This is a genomic window from Chryseobacterium sp. UF-81 (genome assembly GCF_058245105.1).
In genome coordinates this window covers 67880-82524 of the sequence record NZ_JBSIBX010000017.1, presented here as the reverse complement: position 1 = coordinate 82524, position 14645 = coordinate 67880, and the positions used below count along the sequence as shown (strand labels likewise).

At 38.1% G+C, this 14645-nt stretch carries 16 protein-coding genes and 1 riboswitch; of the genes, 1 reads left to right on the top strand and 15 read right to left on the bottom strand.

The genetic code is table 11. The features are described from left to right. Positions 1-33: 33 nt before the first annotated feature. The gene (locus AC4IFE_RS19450; protein ID WP_490758775.1) at positions 34-1326 is read right to left on the bottom strand and encodes an MFS transporter; all 1293 of its coding nucleotides are present in this window, start codon (positions 1324-1326) and stop codon (positions 34-36) included. A 100-nt stretch (positions 1327-1426) separates the two neighbouring features. Next, positions 1427-2179, bottom strand: coding sequence for a DUF3575 domain-containing protein (locus AC4IFE_RS19445; RefSeq protein ID WP_490758774.1), 753 nt, complete (start codon positions 2177-2179; stop codon positions 1427-1429). 342 nt (positions 2180-2521) lie between these two features. On the opposite strand from AC4IFE_RS19445, the gene AC4IFE_RS19440 reads away from it, so the two are divergent. Continuing rightward, entirely contained in the window at positions 2522-4609 is a 2088-nt protein-coding gene (locus AC4IFE_RS19440) for a TonB-dependent receptor plug domain-containing protein (protein WP_490758773.1), read from the top strand. Between the two features lie 62 nt (positions 4610-4671). On the opposite strand, the gene AC4IFE_RS19435 is transcribed toward AC4IFE_RS19440, so the two are convergent. From AC4IFE_RS19435 to AC4IFE_RS19375, 13 genes are all read right to left on the bottom strand, one after another. Next, entirely contained in the window at positions 4672-5673 is a 1002-nt protein-coding gene (locus AC4IFE_RS19435) for a T9SS type A sorting domain-containing protein (protein ID WP_490758772.1), read from the bottom strand. A 137-nt stretch (positions 5674-5810) separates the two neighbouring features. Then, positions 5811-6458 carry a 3,4-dihydroxy-2-butanone-4-phosphate synthase gene (gene ribB, locus AC4IFE_RS19430; RefSeq protein ID WP_490758771.1) on the bottom strand — a complete coding sequence of 216 codons (648 nt, stop codon included), beginning with the start codon at positions 6456-6458 and terminating at the stop codon, positions 5811-5813. A 90-nt stretch (positions 6459-6548) separates the two neighbouring features. Beyond that, positions 6549-6674, bottom strand: a riboswitch (FMN riboswitch). Between the two features lie 364 nt (positions 6675-7038). After that, positions 7039-7392, bottom strand: a complete 354-nt coding sequence (locus AC4IFE_RS19425) for a DUF2200 domain-containing protein (RefSeq protein WP_490758770.1) — start codon at positions 7390-7392, stop codon at positions 7039-7041. Between the two features lie 10 nt (positions 7393-7402). After that, positions 7403-8191 carry an alpha/beta fold hydrolase gene (locus tag AC4IFE_RS19420; protein WP_490758769.1) on the bottom strand — a complete coding sequence of 263 codons (789 nt, stop codon included), beginning with the start codon at positions 8189-8191 and terminating at the stop codon, positions 7403-7405. Positions 8192-8219: 28 nt separating this feature from the next. After that, positions 8220-8765 carry a dihydrofolate reductase family protein gene (locus AC4IFE_RS19415; RefSeq protein ID WP_490758768.1) on the bottom strand — a complete coding sequence of 182 codons (546 nt, stop codon included), beginning with the start codon at positions 8763-8765 and terminating at the stop codon, positions 8220-8222. Positions 8766-8929: 164 nt separating this feature from the next. Next, a complete protein-coding gene (locus tag AC4IFE_RS19410; RefSeq protein ID WP_490758767.1) occupies positions 8930-9688 on the bottom strand; it encodes a hypothetical protein in 759 nt (252 codons plus the stop codon). 89 nt (positions 9689-9777) lie between these two features. Next, entirely contained in the window at positions 9778-10269 is a 492-nt protein-coding gene (locus AC4IFE_RS19405; RefSeq protein WP_490758766.1) for a tetratricopeptide repeat protein, read from the bottom strand. Positions 10270-10287: 18 nt separating this feature from the next. Continuing rightward, on the bottom strand, positions 10288-10704 hold the full coding sequence (gene arr, locus AC4IFE_RS19400) for an NAD(+)--rifampin ADP-ribosyltransferase (RefSeq protein ID WP_490758765.1): 417 nt from the start codon (positions 10702-10704) through the stop codon (positions 10288-10290). Positions 10705-10750: 46 nt separating this feature from the next. Next, the gene (locus AC4IFE_RS19395; protein ID WP_490758764.1) at positions 10751-11269 is read right to left on the bottom strand and encodes a DinB family protein; all 519 of its coding nucleotides are present in this window, start codon (positions 11267-11269) and stop codon (positions 10751-10753) included. A gap of 114 nt (positions 11270-11383) precedes the next feature. Then, a complete protein-coding gene (locus AC4IFE_RS19390) occupies positions 11384-12055 on the bottom strand; it encodes a DUF2461 domain-containing protein (RefSeq protein WP_490758763.1) in 672 nt (223 codons plus the stop codon). Further along, a complete protein-coding gene (locus AC4IFE_RS19385; RefSeq protein ID WP_490758762.1) occupies positions 12027-12548 on the bottom strand; it encodes a hypothetical protein in 522 nt (173 codons plus the stop codon). Before AC4IFE_RS19385 ends, AC4IFE_RS19390 begins: the two co-directional genes overlap by 29 nt. A 23-nt stretch (positions 12549-12571) precedes the next feature. Then, entirely contained in the window at positions 12572-13162 is a 591-nt protein-coding gene (locus AC4IFE_RS19380; RefSeq protein WP_490758761.1) for a hypothetical protein, read from the bottom strand. A gap of 195 nt (positions 13163-13357) precedes the next feature. Continuing rightward, positions 13358-14590 (bottom strand): DUF2268 domain-containing putative Zn-dependent protease, encoded by a 1233-nt coding sequence (locus AC4IFE_RS19375; protein WP_490758760.1) that lies wholly within the window; start codon positions 14588-14590, stop codon positions 13358-13360. Positions 14591-14645 lie beyond the last annotated feature (55 nt).

Genomic DNA, 14645 nt, shown 5'->3' with positions numbered 1-14645 from the left:
CCCCCCCCCCCCCCACGGCTTTATGACTGATCATTAATCGTTATCCAGTGTTGAGGTCTTTTTGGTGTCCTTCATTCCGGCATAAACGATCAGGGAGAATAATATGCATCCGGTAATATACCAGTAGAAATATTCTTCCGTTCCGGCTTTTTTGAACCAAAGGGCAATATATTCTGCAGTTCCTCCAAAAATAGCTACCGTAAGGGCATAAGGAAGTCCCACTCCCAGCGCCCTGATTTCTGAAGGGAAAAGTTCTGCTTTTACAACGGCATTAATTGAAGTGTAACCGCTGACAATGATCAGGGCGGCCATGATCAGAAAAAATGCAGTCCACATCGAAGTTGTGCTACTTAGAGCTGTGAGAAGCGGTACTGTAAATAACGTTCCCAAAACTCCGAAGCCTAAAAGAAGAGGTCTTCTTCCGATCCTGTCCGACAGTGCTCCGAAAACAGGCTGCAGGCAGGCAAATATAAATAATGAAATAAAAGAGATCAGGGTAGACTGCTCTTTGGTGAGATGCACAGTATTCACTAAAAACTTCTGCATATAAGTGGTATACGTATAAAACGCCAGGGTTCCGCCTAAAGTAAGCCCAATGACAGTAAGCAAAGCTTTGGGGTGTTTCAGAAGCTCTGTCACTGTTCCTTTTTTCTTTTCACTGACTTCTTTTTTATTTTCGAAAGCCTCAGTTTCATGCAGGTTAGCTCTTAAATACAGTGCAATAACCGACAGGAATGCCCCGATTACAAAAGGAATTCTCCATCCCCATTCTTCGAGCTGGCTCTCCGTTAAAAGCAGTTTTTGCAGGATCAACTGAATTCCTAAGGCAATCAATTGTCCGCCTATAAGGGTTACATACTGAAAACTTGAATAAAAGCCTCTCCGGTTTTCCGATGCCATTTCGCTGAGGTAAGTTGCCGAAACACCATATTCTCCGCCAACACTCAGTCCCTGTAGTAATCTCGCAAGTAGCAGCAGTGCAGGTGCCAGAATTCCGATCGTTTTATACGTTGGGGTAAGCGCAATAAGAAGCGATCCAAAAGACATCAGCAGCACAGAAAAGGTCATTGCTTTTTTTCTCCCAACCTTGTCGGCAATACTTCCAAATATCCAGCCCCCGATTGGCCTCATTAAAAACCCTACGGCAAAGATTCCTGCAGTATTCATAAGCTGGGCATTAAGATCCGAATCCGGAAAAAATGAGTTGGAAAAATAAATAGCAAAAGCAGCATAAGCATACCAGTCGTACCACTCAACAAGATTTCCGATAGAGCCTCCTACAATGGCTTTGATTCTTTGGACAGTAGTTATGGATGATGAATTCATAGATTTAGCTTGTAGTATAAAAGAAAGGCAAGATACAAATTTCATCAAAAAAATAAACCGCTCCTGGAAAGAACGGTCTGGTTGTGTTTATGTGTGATTTTTAAAACCTGTACCCAATTGATAATCCGCTTCTGAAGCCTGCCCATGGCCCGTCCACTTTTATTCTGGCTCCATTGGCATTCGTTTCTACGGTGTAGTCTACAAAAGGGATATCGAGATTTTCAATTTCCTTCTTAAGCTGTGCCTGCATTTCCGGGGTCAGCACATAATTGCTGGTCATGGTGAAGTCACCTTTTCCGCTTCCGTAATGGGCCCCTGCGATCCAGAAATCAAGTACCAGATTCTGGCTTCGGGTAAGGAAGAACTGTACACCTACCATCAGGCCGCCGCTGTTTCCGCTGGTGCTTCCCTGGCCTTTAAGTGGGATCTGGTAGGTATTTCCATCAATAGCATCATAATCGTAATAAAAATCAAAGCTGTTGGAAGAAACATCGGAATACCGGTAATAAGGCGCAAAATAAAAGCCTTTTCCATATCCTTTCCCAATGTAAAACCTGGGCTCAATGGTGAAGTTTGTGGCTTTTACCCTCAGATTCTGAAATCTTTTTTCATCTTCATCTTTTAAAAAGGCATTAATGAAAGGTACTTTTCCCTGTGTCATTGTTCCAAAACCTATATTAAGAGAGAACCACTGGTTGATCGCTCTTTCGTAAGACAGGTTGATATTTCTGAATGCATAGGCTGTCACATTCGTCTTGATTATATTCATTTTTTCGGAGGAAATGGCCGGAGCTTCCTGTGCGTCTGCTTCTGAAAGCAGGAAACAGGATATTAAGATGAGAAGCTTTTTCATGATTTTATATTTTGCGTGTAACATAGTATCAGCAAAAAACGGGCAATAAATCAATGATATTTAAATATGATTCAATTTTTAAGTTAGAAATATTGGAATTGTTTTTAATTCTGTGTATTGAGTGCTGGAGTATAAAGTGAAAGTAACGACCGGAATGGTGGCTTGTGTGTGAAAAATATCAATTCAATTATTAACTTTAATTTGATAGAGTACTATAATATGATGAAAATACCTATTGGAAACTAGTAGTTTGCCTTTATTTTTCAATAAAAACTTAAAGTGATGTAACAAATACTGGATATTGTATGTCTTATTTTTATCAACATCGTTTTATTTCTGAATATGAAAAAAGTTCTATATCCTGTATTTTTTCTTTGTGGAGCCTTTGTGTTTGCGCAGGAAAGCGTAAAAAATGATACAATTGAGCAGGGAGCAGCAAAAGAAATCCAGGAAGTGATCCTGAAAGCTCAACGTAAGAAACAATTTGCAGACAAAGCTGTTTATACGTTTGATAAAGAGGCTCTGGAAAAAGCAAGATATGCAAAAGACCTGCTGCAGACTCTGCCGGAGCTGCAACTTGACCCCGTTTCTAATACCATCACGAGTACAAAAGGGGGAACTACTCTCTTTCTGATCAACGGGATAGAGGCTACAGATCTTCAGATCCGCAGTGTTGCCCCAAGTGAAGTGGTAAAAGTGGAGTACTACGACATTCCGCCTGCCAGATGGGCTTCAAGGTCTGAAACAGTGATTAATATTATTACAAGATCCACTGAGACTGGATATGTTTTTGGGGTAGATGCCATGTCGGGGTTAACTACGGGATTTGTGAATGCCTCTGCCTATGCTAATTTTACAAAAGGGAAGAATAATTTTGGACTGGAGTATTCCTTCAATTTAAGGGATTACGATGACAGAAAAGTTCAGAGCATTTATGATTATCAGCTGAACGGGGAACATTACCGTTCGGATGAGAACAGAAAAGATCATTTTGGATATACTTCCCAGAGCATTGCTTTGCGTTATACCCGAATGGTGCCTGATCAGTATGCTTTCCAGGCCAAACTGAATATGGATATCGTAAGCAGGTTTTCAAAGGGTACCGGAGAAAGTGTTTTTACAAAAGACAGTTTCAGTGAAGAACATGAAATGTTTAAAAACAGCGGTTCTAGTTATGCTATTCCCAAGCTGGACCTGTATTACTCAAAAAAGATTGGACCTAAGGATGAGCTCAGCTTAAATGCTGTAGGCTCCCATTACAGCACCAATACTACGGAATCTGCCAGAGAATGGATCATTCCGTCCGGAGTTTCAGTATATGACAATGATATGATCCTGGAAACCGAGCAGACTAATTTTGTCGGTGAACTTGCGCATACCCATGATTTTAAGGCGGGAAAACTTTCTTCCGGCTACCGTATTTCAAGTACTGCTATTTCTAATGATCTGAATAATCTTGCTGGATATTCACAGTACAGCGTTAATTATCTGGAGCAGTATTTCTATTCTGAATTTTCAGGAAAAGTAGATAAATTCAGCTACAGGATCGGTGCGGGACTGACCAATATTCATAATAAAAGCGCTGCAAATACCTTTGATGAATGGTCATTCACTCCAAAAGTTATCCTGGGTTATCAGCTGAAGACTAACCAAAGCCTCAGGCTGACGAGCAGTTACAGTCCTACAAGCCCGTGGAGTAGTGCACTCAGCAGCAATGTGGTACAACTTGCTCCGAATATTGTCCAGAAGGGAAATCCTTTTCTGAAGTCACAGCAGAATTTTTCCAATAATTTAATTTATTCTTTCAACAATAAAAAGTTTGACTTTAATGCGGCTCTTTTCTACCGGTATACGGATCGTGTCATCAACCAGTATTATGTTCTGGATGACACTTTCGGAGGGTATGCACTGACCTACGAAAACGGGAAAAATGCCCAGCGGTATGGAATACAGCTGTCCGGTTCTTATAAGCCTTTCGGAAGCAGTCTGCTTGTTTTGAAAGCTGTGCTGACGCCAACCTCAGAGACGTTAAGAACGAGTAAAGGGGCGCTGATCAAAAATGATTACCTCGCTAATAACTTTTCAGTATCCTCGGAATATAAATTGTTCAGTGTACAGTATATGGTCAATATCCCGGTATATACACTCAGCGGTGCCTTCCTTAATACAAATGAGAATCAGAACCATTTCTTTGCCAGTTACAGACTCAAAAGCTGGAGCTTTACCGCAGGAATGTACTGGATTGGCATGCCTTCAGAATATAAAACTAAGAGTCTCCCGGAAAGTTTGGTAGACTATAATGTTCATACTAAAATTATGAATAATAAATCTATGTTTGTGTTGGGTGTAAGCTTTGATTTTTCGAAAGGAAAGAAAACAGAGATCCAGAGAAAGCTGAATAACGAAACAGCTCCTGCAGCTACTTTTTAAAAACAATTTTGAATGTTAATAAGAATCCCCGCTCATTTGTAGGAGCGGGGACTTTGTTTTTATTATTTTTTGATGAATTTTGTATTCTTTGTGTCTGTAGCATTTTTTCCACTGATCTCTATGAAATAGGACGCTGGTGGAAGATCTGAGATTTGAATATTTCCGGATTTTACATCTGATGTTTTAACCAGTTTCCCATCCAGGCTGTAAATATTTGCTTTGGAGTAATTATCTGTATTTCCTTTGAAACCGATAAAGTCCTGTGCAGGGTTAGGATAAACCACTAAATTTTCTTTTTTTACTGTAGTATTGCTGGTTGACAGGAATGCTTCGTTTAAAGCTAATGCGGTGCCTACTGTCTGGTTGATACTCAACAATGGAACACTCACATTTCCGCTTGTAGAATTTAGCAGGGCATATCTGTGAGTGGCGTCGTAATAAGCATAGGATGTATTGGTAGCTGTCCCGATAGGGTTGGCATAAACAACATCAAAAGATGAATATAGATTAAGGTTCTGCGTATATTTTACTCTAAGAACATTAGTGTATGTTCGGTTACCTACGATCAGGGTTCCGTATGCATCAGCCTGGGCAGTCATTGTGCCACTGAATAATCCGTTGGCAACAGATGACGAGAAAGTTCCTTTGGCTGTATCATTTTGTGCCGGTCCATAAGTGGTAGGATAATTATTATAAGTACCATTGTCTACGCTGAAATTTAAGGTAAGCTGTGGATTTATAATTCCTGTAATTTCCAGTTTAGTAGCGGAGGCTTTATAATAAACGGTTGTTGTTCCGTCTATCATTTTGATGGTAGAACCCGGAAATGTTGTTATTTCAACAGAAGTAGGAGTGGAATAGGTCGTTACTGACGAAATTCCCATGGTAAGACCTCCGTTTGAAAACGTAGTGTTGGCTCCTGTTGCGGAGTTGTTTACGGCTCCGGTTACATGATTGTAATTGATAACGTTTCCGGAAATAGGGTCATTGGCTGCTTTTGTAAGCGTGATCTGCGCAGAAAACAGGGCAGATGCTCCTAGTAAAAGGAGTAAAGATTTTTTCATAGTTAAGATTTTTTTTGTTAAAAATAATCAAAAAATAGTATTGAAATGCCAAATTTATTTGTTTATTTTTAAATTTTTAATAAAAAAGCCTGCTGATAGCATCAGCAGGCGACTTTGTGCGTTAAAAATGTTTAAGTTTAATTGCTCATCACCATTTTACGGTAAGCATAAATGTCTTCGATGGTCACAACGCTCATCTCTTTTTGGGTAGCAAAGTTCACAATTTCAGGAAGTCTTGCCATAGAACCGTCTTCATTCGTCAGTTCACAAAGTACGGCATCATCACCCAAATTGGCCATTTTCACCAGATCTACACTTCCTTCTGTGTGTCCCCGTCTTTCGAAAACACCGCCTTTTTTAGCAATCAGAGGGAAAACATGCCCCGGGCTTGCGATGTGCCCGGCTTCTGCATTTTCAGCTACGGCTGTTCTGATCGTTGTTACGCGATCCTTAGCCGAAACTCCGGACTCAACACCTTCTTTGGCTTCAATAGAAACGGTAAATGCTGTTTGATTTTTGGAATTGTTAGTTTCCACCATCGGACGGAGGTTAAGCTGCTTACTTTTTTCTTCCGAAATACATAAGCATACGATTCCGCTGCATTCGCGGATCAGTAGCGCCATGTCCTTTTCTGTAATGGTAGATGCGGGAAAGATGATATCGCCTTCGTTTTCGCGGTCTTCATCATCTACGAGAAGAATTCCTTTTCCCTGTTGCAGTTTTAGAAGTGCATTTTCTACACGTTCTGTGGAGGTTGCTCCAAATTGTTCTAATAATTTTTCCATGTTATTTTACTTTTAAAAGTTAAAATAGTCTTCGGTACATGGAAATGAAATACGGCACAATAAGCCCGTAAGGAATCTTACTGACCGTTTCATTTTCTTCTCCCATCCAGACTTTAACTGTCGGTTTTGGAATTTCACCAAATCAGTCCCTTCCGAAGAAGAGAGTCGCGGACTGTAACCGCCGGTAGGGAATTTCACCCTGCCCCGAAGAAAACTTATACTAAGTTTTACTGTATGTTCTGATTTAAAATTTTATTTCATTGATTATATTTAACGCACAGCTGCTAATTTCGGGAAGTTTTTTGAATCTGAAGGAATTTTATCGTATTTATTGATCCGGATAAAGACAATTTTTTATGTTGTCAGAAGCCGGAAGAGTGAGGATAAGTGTAGGACAGGTATTATAAAAGCTATTCAGAGACAAAGTCTAGGAGTATCCTTGTCAAGGTTTTAAACCTTGACAAGGATACTGACATAATGATTTTGCTGTTATCATGACTTTCAAAGTAGATTCATTCTACCAGAACCAGCTCATTTTTCTGAATAGTTTTTGCTAGCTCTTTTTTATACATCTCCCAAATTATGATTCCCTTAATATTTTCTCCATCTTCTTTCCCTTTGCCAGCTCATCAATAAGCTTATCCAGATACCGGATATTTCTCATCAGTTCATCTTCAATATCTTCCACTCGGTATCCACAAATAACACCTGTGATCTTTGAAACATTGGGATTGATCTGTGGAGCCTGCTCAAAAAATGTTTGAAAATCAGTTTTATTCTCCAGAATATCCTGTAAACTTTTTTCATCATATCCTGTGAGCCAGAATATAATTTCATGAACTTCTGACTTTGTACGGCCTTTCTTTTCTGCTTTTTGAATATAATGAGGATAAACACTGGCAAAAGCAGTAGTATAAATTCTGGTGTTCTGCATGGCTTTTTACTTAATGTTTATCATTGATTTCTTTAAGAACGTCATCAAGGATACGGTTAAATTCTTTTGGATTTTCCAGCATAGGGTAGTGGCCTGTCCCGGCTATTTCAGTATAATTATAATCTTTTAAATACTTCCGGTTATTCTCTATGTGGGTAGGAAAGTTATCCGAATTGATGGCCCTTACCGGAACCTGGACTTTTGACGCAGCTTCTCTGAAGTCCTTCTTATACAAAGGTCTGAGCAGATCGATGGCTTTTTCTGAAGTATTTTGAAGAAACTCATCCTGAAGACTACGTTGCACACCGGGAGGCGTTTTTTCCGCAAAAAGATACTGAGGAAGAATATTTTCAACGGCATTTTTAAAATCATTGCGGTAATGCACGAATAAAAACTCTTCAGCCTGTTCTTCTGTGAACGCTTCGTCAAGATTTTTTACGGTGTCTATCAGAATAAGTGCTTTTACATTGGGTATCTTTAAAGAAGCTTCGAGAACGTAAGCTCCCGACATTGAATGTCCTATAAGAATGATCCCGGAAGAATCTATCTGGTCTGCGACTGCTTTGATATCATCTGCGTATAATGCACTGGTCCATTCATTCCTGGAAGTGTCAGATTTTCCGTGTCCGGCCAGATCCATCTGTACAATATGATATCTGTCCCTGAAATACTCCTGCTGGCTGTTCCACCATTCTCCATTGCCGAGCCACCCGTGTACAAATAGGAGGGAAGGGCTTCCCTGTCCGCTTTCTTTATAATGAATATTCTGTCCGTCCGAAGACTGCGCGTATTTTTCCATGATTAATATATTTTTGAGATTTAATTTATTATTTTTTTGGCTCATAGATAAGCTGTACCACTCCAGATCTGAAAACGTTTGTGGTCATCAGTTTCAGCTCCAGCCGCTCTTTCAGGTTTTCAAACAAAGGTTTTCCGTTTCCCAAAGCAATGGGATGAACAGAAATTCTGTATACATCAATAAGATCTGAATTAATGAAGGTTTTAATAAGACCCGCTCCGCCATACAGCCAGATATCTTTTCCATCCTGCTTCTTGATTTCAGCTACTTTTTCAGCAATATCAGAGCTGATGAAAACTGCTCCCGGATCTTTTCTGTCCTGTCCTGAAAAAACATATTTATTTTTAGCATGAATGGAACGCCAAAACTCCTTTTCTTCAGAATCTGCAGTTTCTTCCGGCTGATAGTTTCCCCAGGAATCGTAGCTTACCCTTCCGTAAAAGATAGTATCAATACCGTTAAGGAATCCGGCAAAATTCATATCGTCATCCATGATGCACCAGTCTGTTTCGCCATTGGGGCCTTCTATGAATCCGTCTAAAGTGACAGCCAGGTCCAGGATTATTTTTCTCATATGATAGTATAGATTGATCGTTGATGCCTGTAAAAATAAAGAAAAACGCTCTGGAGACCGAACGTTTTGGGTATGAAATTTTACCAGTTCCATCCAGAAATTGATTCTTCTCTACCATAATTCTTCATGATCTTGCAATAAAACGTTGCATTGTTATTAAAGTACTATTTAAAGCTTACTCTTTCCTCATGATAGCTCCTGATCTTACCGCTGCTTCCTTTTATAAGCTGCGGATTTACTATTCCGTCTTTTTCTGCTGTGAACTCAAAACTCATCATACTCAATGTTTCACCGGGCTTAGAGAATGTTTCTTTTTTTATGGTATAATTTCCGGAAGGGCCTATCTTTATGGTGTCTACAGCCTGTTCTACAAAGGTTTCTATATTGCTTTTTTCTTTCGTCTGAATTTTAACACTTCTGGATAGATAGAGCACATTGACATCCTGGAGTCCGGACCATTGTATCGAGTAGTCCTGGTTCAGCGGCGCATTTTCTTTATAAATAATGTTTCGCGAGCTGCTTAGTTTCAGGGAAGGGATACGGGACAGAAAAAACTTTTTCCCATTGCTCAGCTGGATCCGGAGCTCATAGCTGTCATTTTTGGGAGGTACATTTTCAGCACGGTAATCGTAGTTTTTACCGTAATACAGCTGCTGCATAATTTTGTATTCCGCCTTTTTCCCGTTGACGGTTATTTTCACAGAATCATTGCCGAATTCTTTTCCTTTTTTATCATACAGAATCACGGAAACGGAATTGTCGTTTTCATCCGTTAAACTCTGGTAGATTTCAATTTCGGCTTTTAAATCGGAAATATCTTCAATTTTCGATGCAGAAACTGGTTCTGAACAGGAATTGATCAGGAAGCAGATACAGCACAGAAGTATAGAAAGCTTTGTCTTTACATCGCTGTTGGTTTTCATAATGTGATATTTGGTGATATGGAAATCATTTCCGGACTGTTAAATTACGAAAAGTAACAGAACAGGGATGTCTGTTTCTGTGAAGTTGTCTACTTGATGAGCTCCTTGGAATAATTATACACCGATTTATTGTACCTCGGCAAATGTACGGATAGTGATTCCAGAACTAAAGACAATGCTTCTTTATCATTGTTAACCGAGGAAAGTGACAGTGCCAAAAATGCATTCACAGCATCATCCAGCTCATCGGAATAGTTTTCTTTTTCCTCTCTCAGTATTTCTATGCTTTCGTGGAATTTTCCATTATTCCGCAAAGTGCTTGCCAGCTGAATTCTTGCTCTTCTTCTTCGCAATCCCGTAAGACCCAGGTCTAAAGCAGATCTGTAAAGAGGTTCTGCAAGCTTTTCAAAGCCGGTAGAATCGTAGGCACACGCTCTTTCGAAATCCGCAATGGCAGGATAGCCATCAGAGATTTTATCCGTATGCAGTTTTATTTTTTTAATAAAATCATCATTGGGAATTTTTCCCAGCTGATTCCATATTGTTATTAATTCTTTCTCCCAGAATTCAGGATCTGTCATGATTTTAATGGTTGTTTATCAGTCTTCAATAGCTTCAATGCCCTGCTGTTTCAGCTTTTCAAGGTGGTCTTTCATGGCCTTGAGCTGTTCCGGTGAGTGTCCCTGCCACTCTTCAACTTCTCCAATAACTTTAAAAGGATGTTGGGACCGGTAAGATTTTGTGGGGTTCCCGGGAAATTTTTTGTCAGTTAAATTGGGATCGTCTTCAATAGGACCGGTAGGTTCTACAATATAAATTCTTTCTTTTCCCTCTCCAAATGCTAACTCTGCGCCCCATATTGCAGCTTCCAAAGTGGCGGAAAGATAAATGTATTTTGCTTTTCTTTGGGTGCCATAATTTGAGGTGAAACCAATTTCGATGAGGTCACCGGGTTTAAGATCGGCTTTGGTGCCGTGATAGTAAATGATGGATTCTTCAGAAAGGTTTGAATTCATTGTCCTGATTTTATGGAGTGAAAAATATAGAATATTCGGTAAGTGGTTATGCTTCAGATGTTGCCTCTGAATTTTTATAAACATTCCAGAAGTTGTAATCCGTCATTGGAGCGTCTGTTATTCCAACATTCCGTCCCATGGTAACGATCTGTCCTCTGTGGTATGTTCCGTGGACAATTACATGCTGAATGTATTCGAATTTTGAAAAGTCACACTGGAACCATTGGGATTCAATTTTTACGTTTTTTGCCAGGTCTTCTTCGGATAAGGTTTCCACGTACTCCATTAATTTCTGAGAGTTGTTTTTTATACCGGAAAAAATCTCTTCTTTAGTTACTGCAGCAGAAATTGCAGCAAAATCGAAATCGCCATTTTCCGCAATATAAGCCCACCAGTACTGCTGGGTCTGCCAGATGTGATGCAGGGTGGCCAGGATCGTCGGAAAACTTGAAATAACTTCCTGGTTAAGCTGCTTATCAGACTTTGAGGAAAGCCAGTCGATATATTTGTTGACTACCCAATTGTTGTACTGAACACTGTGCGTGATTAATGTTTTTAAATTCATGATGATTAATATTTTGTTAATAATTTTGGTGGATATAAAAATAAGTAAAATATTAACTGAATTTATACAATAGAAATCATCTTAAATTGATTTTTAGCGATTTGCTTATTTATTTTAATGTAAAGGCTCTCCATTTAAGTCCGTAGTCAGCACTTCACTCATATAATCAAAGAAGGGGCGCATGGCTAATAACGTTAGAAGGGCTTCTTTATGAAAGCTGTCGGATACAACTTCCTTGTCCGTAAATTTCCGCATAACCACAAATTGTTTTTTCCTGATTAAATCAATCGCAGGATGGTTTTTATCAAAACCTCTCGGAGCCGTTTTCACAGCATCTCCTTTGATTTCTCCAAAGTATTGTATGAAAGTTTCATCAGAAGTGATCTTTTCAATTTCTGTGGTATTAAGCTCGAATTCTTTACGGATACGGAGCAGGTCTTTGGCCTCAGGTCCCCAGAATCCGCCACCCACGAAACTGTTACCGGGTTCCAGCTGAATATAATATCCTCCTCTCAGCATTGGCTTTGAACGGGAATAACCAACCCCGAAATTGGTTTTGTACGGAGTAGGGTCCTTGGAAAAACGGACGTCCCTGTAAATCCTGAAAATATGGATTCCTTTTAAATTATCATATTCCTGAAGTTCAGTATAAATTTTAATAAAAAAAGCTTTGTTTTCTTTCACAACCGCATCATATTCAGGTTTGTGCAGGGCAAACCATTCTCGGGTGTTGTTCTTTTCCAGCTGTTTAAGGAATTCAAAGGTTTTTTTCATGGTGTCTTTCATACAGTTTTGTTTTTTCCAGTCCGTGATTATTGATTCTAATAGTTGGAGAATTTAATTGCCAATCTGGAAGATGATTATACATTTCATTGGATAACTTTTTGATTCCGGGTGTAGACCTATTGAATTCATAACTACTTTTGTCTGTAATTATTTCCAGACCTGTTTCTCTTTTATGTTTTGAAACTGGAATACTAAATGAATATACTGAAATAATTTCATCCCACTTTATAAGCTCTACCGGGTTCTTGTGTTTATTGTAAAATCCATCATTTGTATATTGAAAATCGCCATCATATTTCTCTAATTGATTGGCTTCTTTTTCAACAGAATCATAATCTTCATCCCTGGGAAAATATATTTTTGCCCCCGAAAAGCAAATAGCAATAAAACAGGTAAAAATAATAAGATAAGATATTCCGTAGCTGCCAAAAACAGGATAATTAAGAAAAATCAGTACTAAAATAATAGAACTTATTATAATTATTTTTTTCAAATGCAGTTTAATTATTATAGTTACTAATTCTCCTTCTCAATAATAAACCCATGCGACCGAAGATATTCATCAAGCTCGACATCAAAAGGAATTACAAAATTATTATCCAGATCAAACATGCCACTTTCGCCGTCAGAAGATTCTAAAAATCCCAGCATTCTGGACTGTGTTTGTTCTTTGGCATTTCTCCAGCAGTTCATTAGGAAATCAGTTTCCAGGCCGAACTGGTTTTCCCAGTAATGAGCATAATCCAGATGATTATTTTCATCAAGGTAGGCAGAATAATCAATATTATTTTCATTCAGCACCTTTTTGCATAATTCCTGAACATCAATAGGAGAGTAGTCTTTCAATGAATGCTCTTTCAAATGGAGTTCTGCAACCTGAACGGTTTTGTCAGGAGAATAATATTCATAATTAGGCAACACAATTAAGGAACTTAAAGGACTTGAAGCATTATAATACAAGCTGATCACCTCAATTTTTTTATCATCTTCCCTGAATGTATATTTTGAATTGAAAACATCAACCAGAAAATCTGTGACTACTTTTTCTCTTGGAAGTAGAAAAGTATTTTTAAAGGCTTCATCAATTTTTTGTTCTATTTTCTTCATACTTCAAGTCATTTTTATGATGTAAAAATAAAGAAACCGTTCTGGAAAACAGAACGGTTTAATGTATTTTTGAAACCGATTTGACTTTTTTCAACAAGGAGATAATTGCAATGTGTTGAACTTTTAGCGGTGTCCTTTTATTTTTATTCCGTACTCTTCCAATATAATTTTGTGCGGCGTTATTTTAATCCAGTTTTAAAACCAATTGATGATCTCATATTTTACCTTTGTATTAGGCTTTAATGTTTCTAAAGAAATATTACTGCCTTTTTCTATTCCTGAAACCTCAGCTTGTTTTTCCCAACTTCCTTTCGTGAATTTAAATTTTGCCGGGGTGTGTAATTTTAGAGTTATTACTCTTTCATAATCACTTTTTTTATTCAGTTTTATCTTATTGGGAACCCATTTTCCTAATTCTTCCTGATTTCCGGTGATATAAATTTCATCTTCTTTATTAGGAACTTTTACAATGATGGTTACATGATAAACTTCATCTGAAAATATTTTATAGAATTTATCGGGATCTTCATTGTTGGATTTTTGATAACTTTCAATATATGAACTTAAAAAACCACTTTCTTTCAAAAATTGCATCGGGTCTTTTATGTGTAGAATATCATCAATAGCCTTTTTCTTGTCTTCCTGTTTATTAAAATAGGCTTCAACAATTTTATATCCCATCCAATATCCTAAATCATTGGGGCGGTCATCTTTTTTTGACGTTTGATACAGCCAGTCTTGTGTATCTTCTCCTTTTAGTCTGCTGACAAATTCCTTACATAGTTTGTCAAGATGTTTTTCTCCATATTGTACACTTGCAGAATTTATATTTTCTCCCGAAATAAACTCTCCGATAAAATCTGCTCCTCCTTCTAATAATGATTGTTTCAGTAAAGTTTGTTCTCCCTCAACATTTTGTTGAAAGTGAATTAATTCATGAGCAGCAAGTGCCGGAAGACCATCAAGATTTTTTATGACTTCAGTTCCAATGATTAATCCGTCATTTGTAGAGGTTCCTCCTGAATATCCTAAACCATAAACTAAATAAATGGGTGGAAACTTAGCTTGAGGATACCAATATTTCAGAGCGCTATAAATGGCCCGTAACCTTTTTTCTTTCGATGGGATGTCATTGATGATGTTTCGTGTAATTTCGTATTCAGATTTTTTTCTTTTAACATGAGCATATAAAGAATCTGCGCTCATTACTCTGTAAGGAAATGCCTTTAAACCAACAGAACCGTTTTGTAAATACTTTTTAAATGGATTTTCTTTTGAAGTTTCCATTTTGTCAAATGCTGTCCAAAAATTGGTGAAATCCCGGGTTTCAAAAACTGCATTTAATGGGCTTTCTGAAAAATTGTTTTGCCCGAAAGAAAAATTAGAAATTATTAAAAGAAAAAGAATAGTTAAAACTTTGAAATTCATTTTTTTGATTTTAAACGCAATTTTGTATAGAAATGTTACAGAGAAGAAAGAGTAT

Excerpts from the sequence above, each read along its gene's own strand:
- AC4IFE_RS19380 (WP_490758761.1), bottom strand. The coding sequence starts at position 13,162 with ATGAAGAAAATAGAACAAAAAATTGATGAAGCCTTTAAAAATACTTTT.
- AC4IFE_RS19425 (WP_490758770.1), bottom strand. The coding sequence starts at position 7,392 with ATGCAGAACACCAGAATTTATACTACTGCTTTTGCCAGTGTTTATCCT.
- AC4IFE_RS19375 (WP_490758760.1), bottom strand. The coding sequence starts at position 14,590 with ATGAATTTCAAAGTTTTAACTATTCTTTTTCTTTTAATAATTTCTAAT.
- AC4IFE_RS19420 (WP_490758769.1), bottom strand. The coding sequence starts at position 8,191 with ATGGAAAAATACGCGCAGTCTTCGGACGGACAGAATATTCATTATAAA.
- AC4IFE_RS19415 (WP_490758768.1), bottom strand. The coding sequence starts at position 8,765 with ATGAGAAAAATAATCCTGGACCTGGCTGTCACTTTAGACGGATTCATA.
- AC4IFE_RS19405 (WP_490758766.1), bottom strand. The coding sequence starts at position 10,269 with ATGACAGATCCTGAATTCTGGGAGAAAGAATTAATAACAATATGGAAT.
- AC4IFE_RS19435 (WP_490758772.1), bottom strand. The coding sequence starts at position 5,673 with ATGAAAAAATCTTTACTCCTTTTACTAGGAGCATCTGCCCTGTTTTCT.
- arr (WP_490758765.1), bottom strand. The coding sequence starts at position 10,704 with ATGAATTCAAACCTTTCTGAAGAATCCATCATTTACTATCACGGCACC.
- ribB (WP_490758771.1), bottom strand. The coding sequence starts at position 6,458 with ATGGAAAAATTATTAGAACAATTTGGAGCAACCTCCACAGAACGTGTA.
- AC4IFE_RS19450 (WP_490758775.1), bottom strand. The coding sequence starts at position 1,326 with ATGAATTCATCATCCATAACTACTGTCCAAAGAATCAAAGCCATTGTA.
- AC4IFE_RS19395 (WP_490758764.1), bottom strand. The coding sequence starts at position 11,269 with ATGAATTTAAAAACATTAATCACGCACAGTGTTCAGTACAACAATTGG.
- AC4IFE_RS19410 (WP_490758767.1), bottom strand. The coding sequence starts at position 9,688 with ATGAAAACCAACAGCGATGTAAAGACAAAGCTTTCTATACTTCTGTGC.
- AC4IFE_RS19390 (WP_490758763.1), bottom strand. The coding sequence starts at position 12,055 with ATGAAAGACACCATGAAAAAAACCTTTGAATTCCTTAAACAGCTGGAA.
- AC4IFE_RS19440 (WP_490758773.1), top strand. The coding sequence starts at position 2,522 with ATGAAAAAAGTTCTATATCCTGTATTTTTTCTTTGTGGAGCCTTTGTG.
- AC4IFE_RS19445 (WP_490758774.1), bottom strand. The coding sequence starts at position 2,179 with ATGAAAAAGCTTCTCATCTTAATATCCTGTTTCCTGCTTTCAGAAGCA.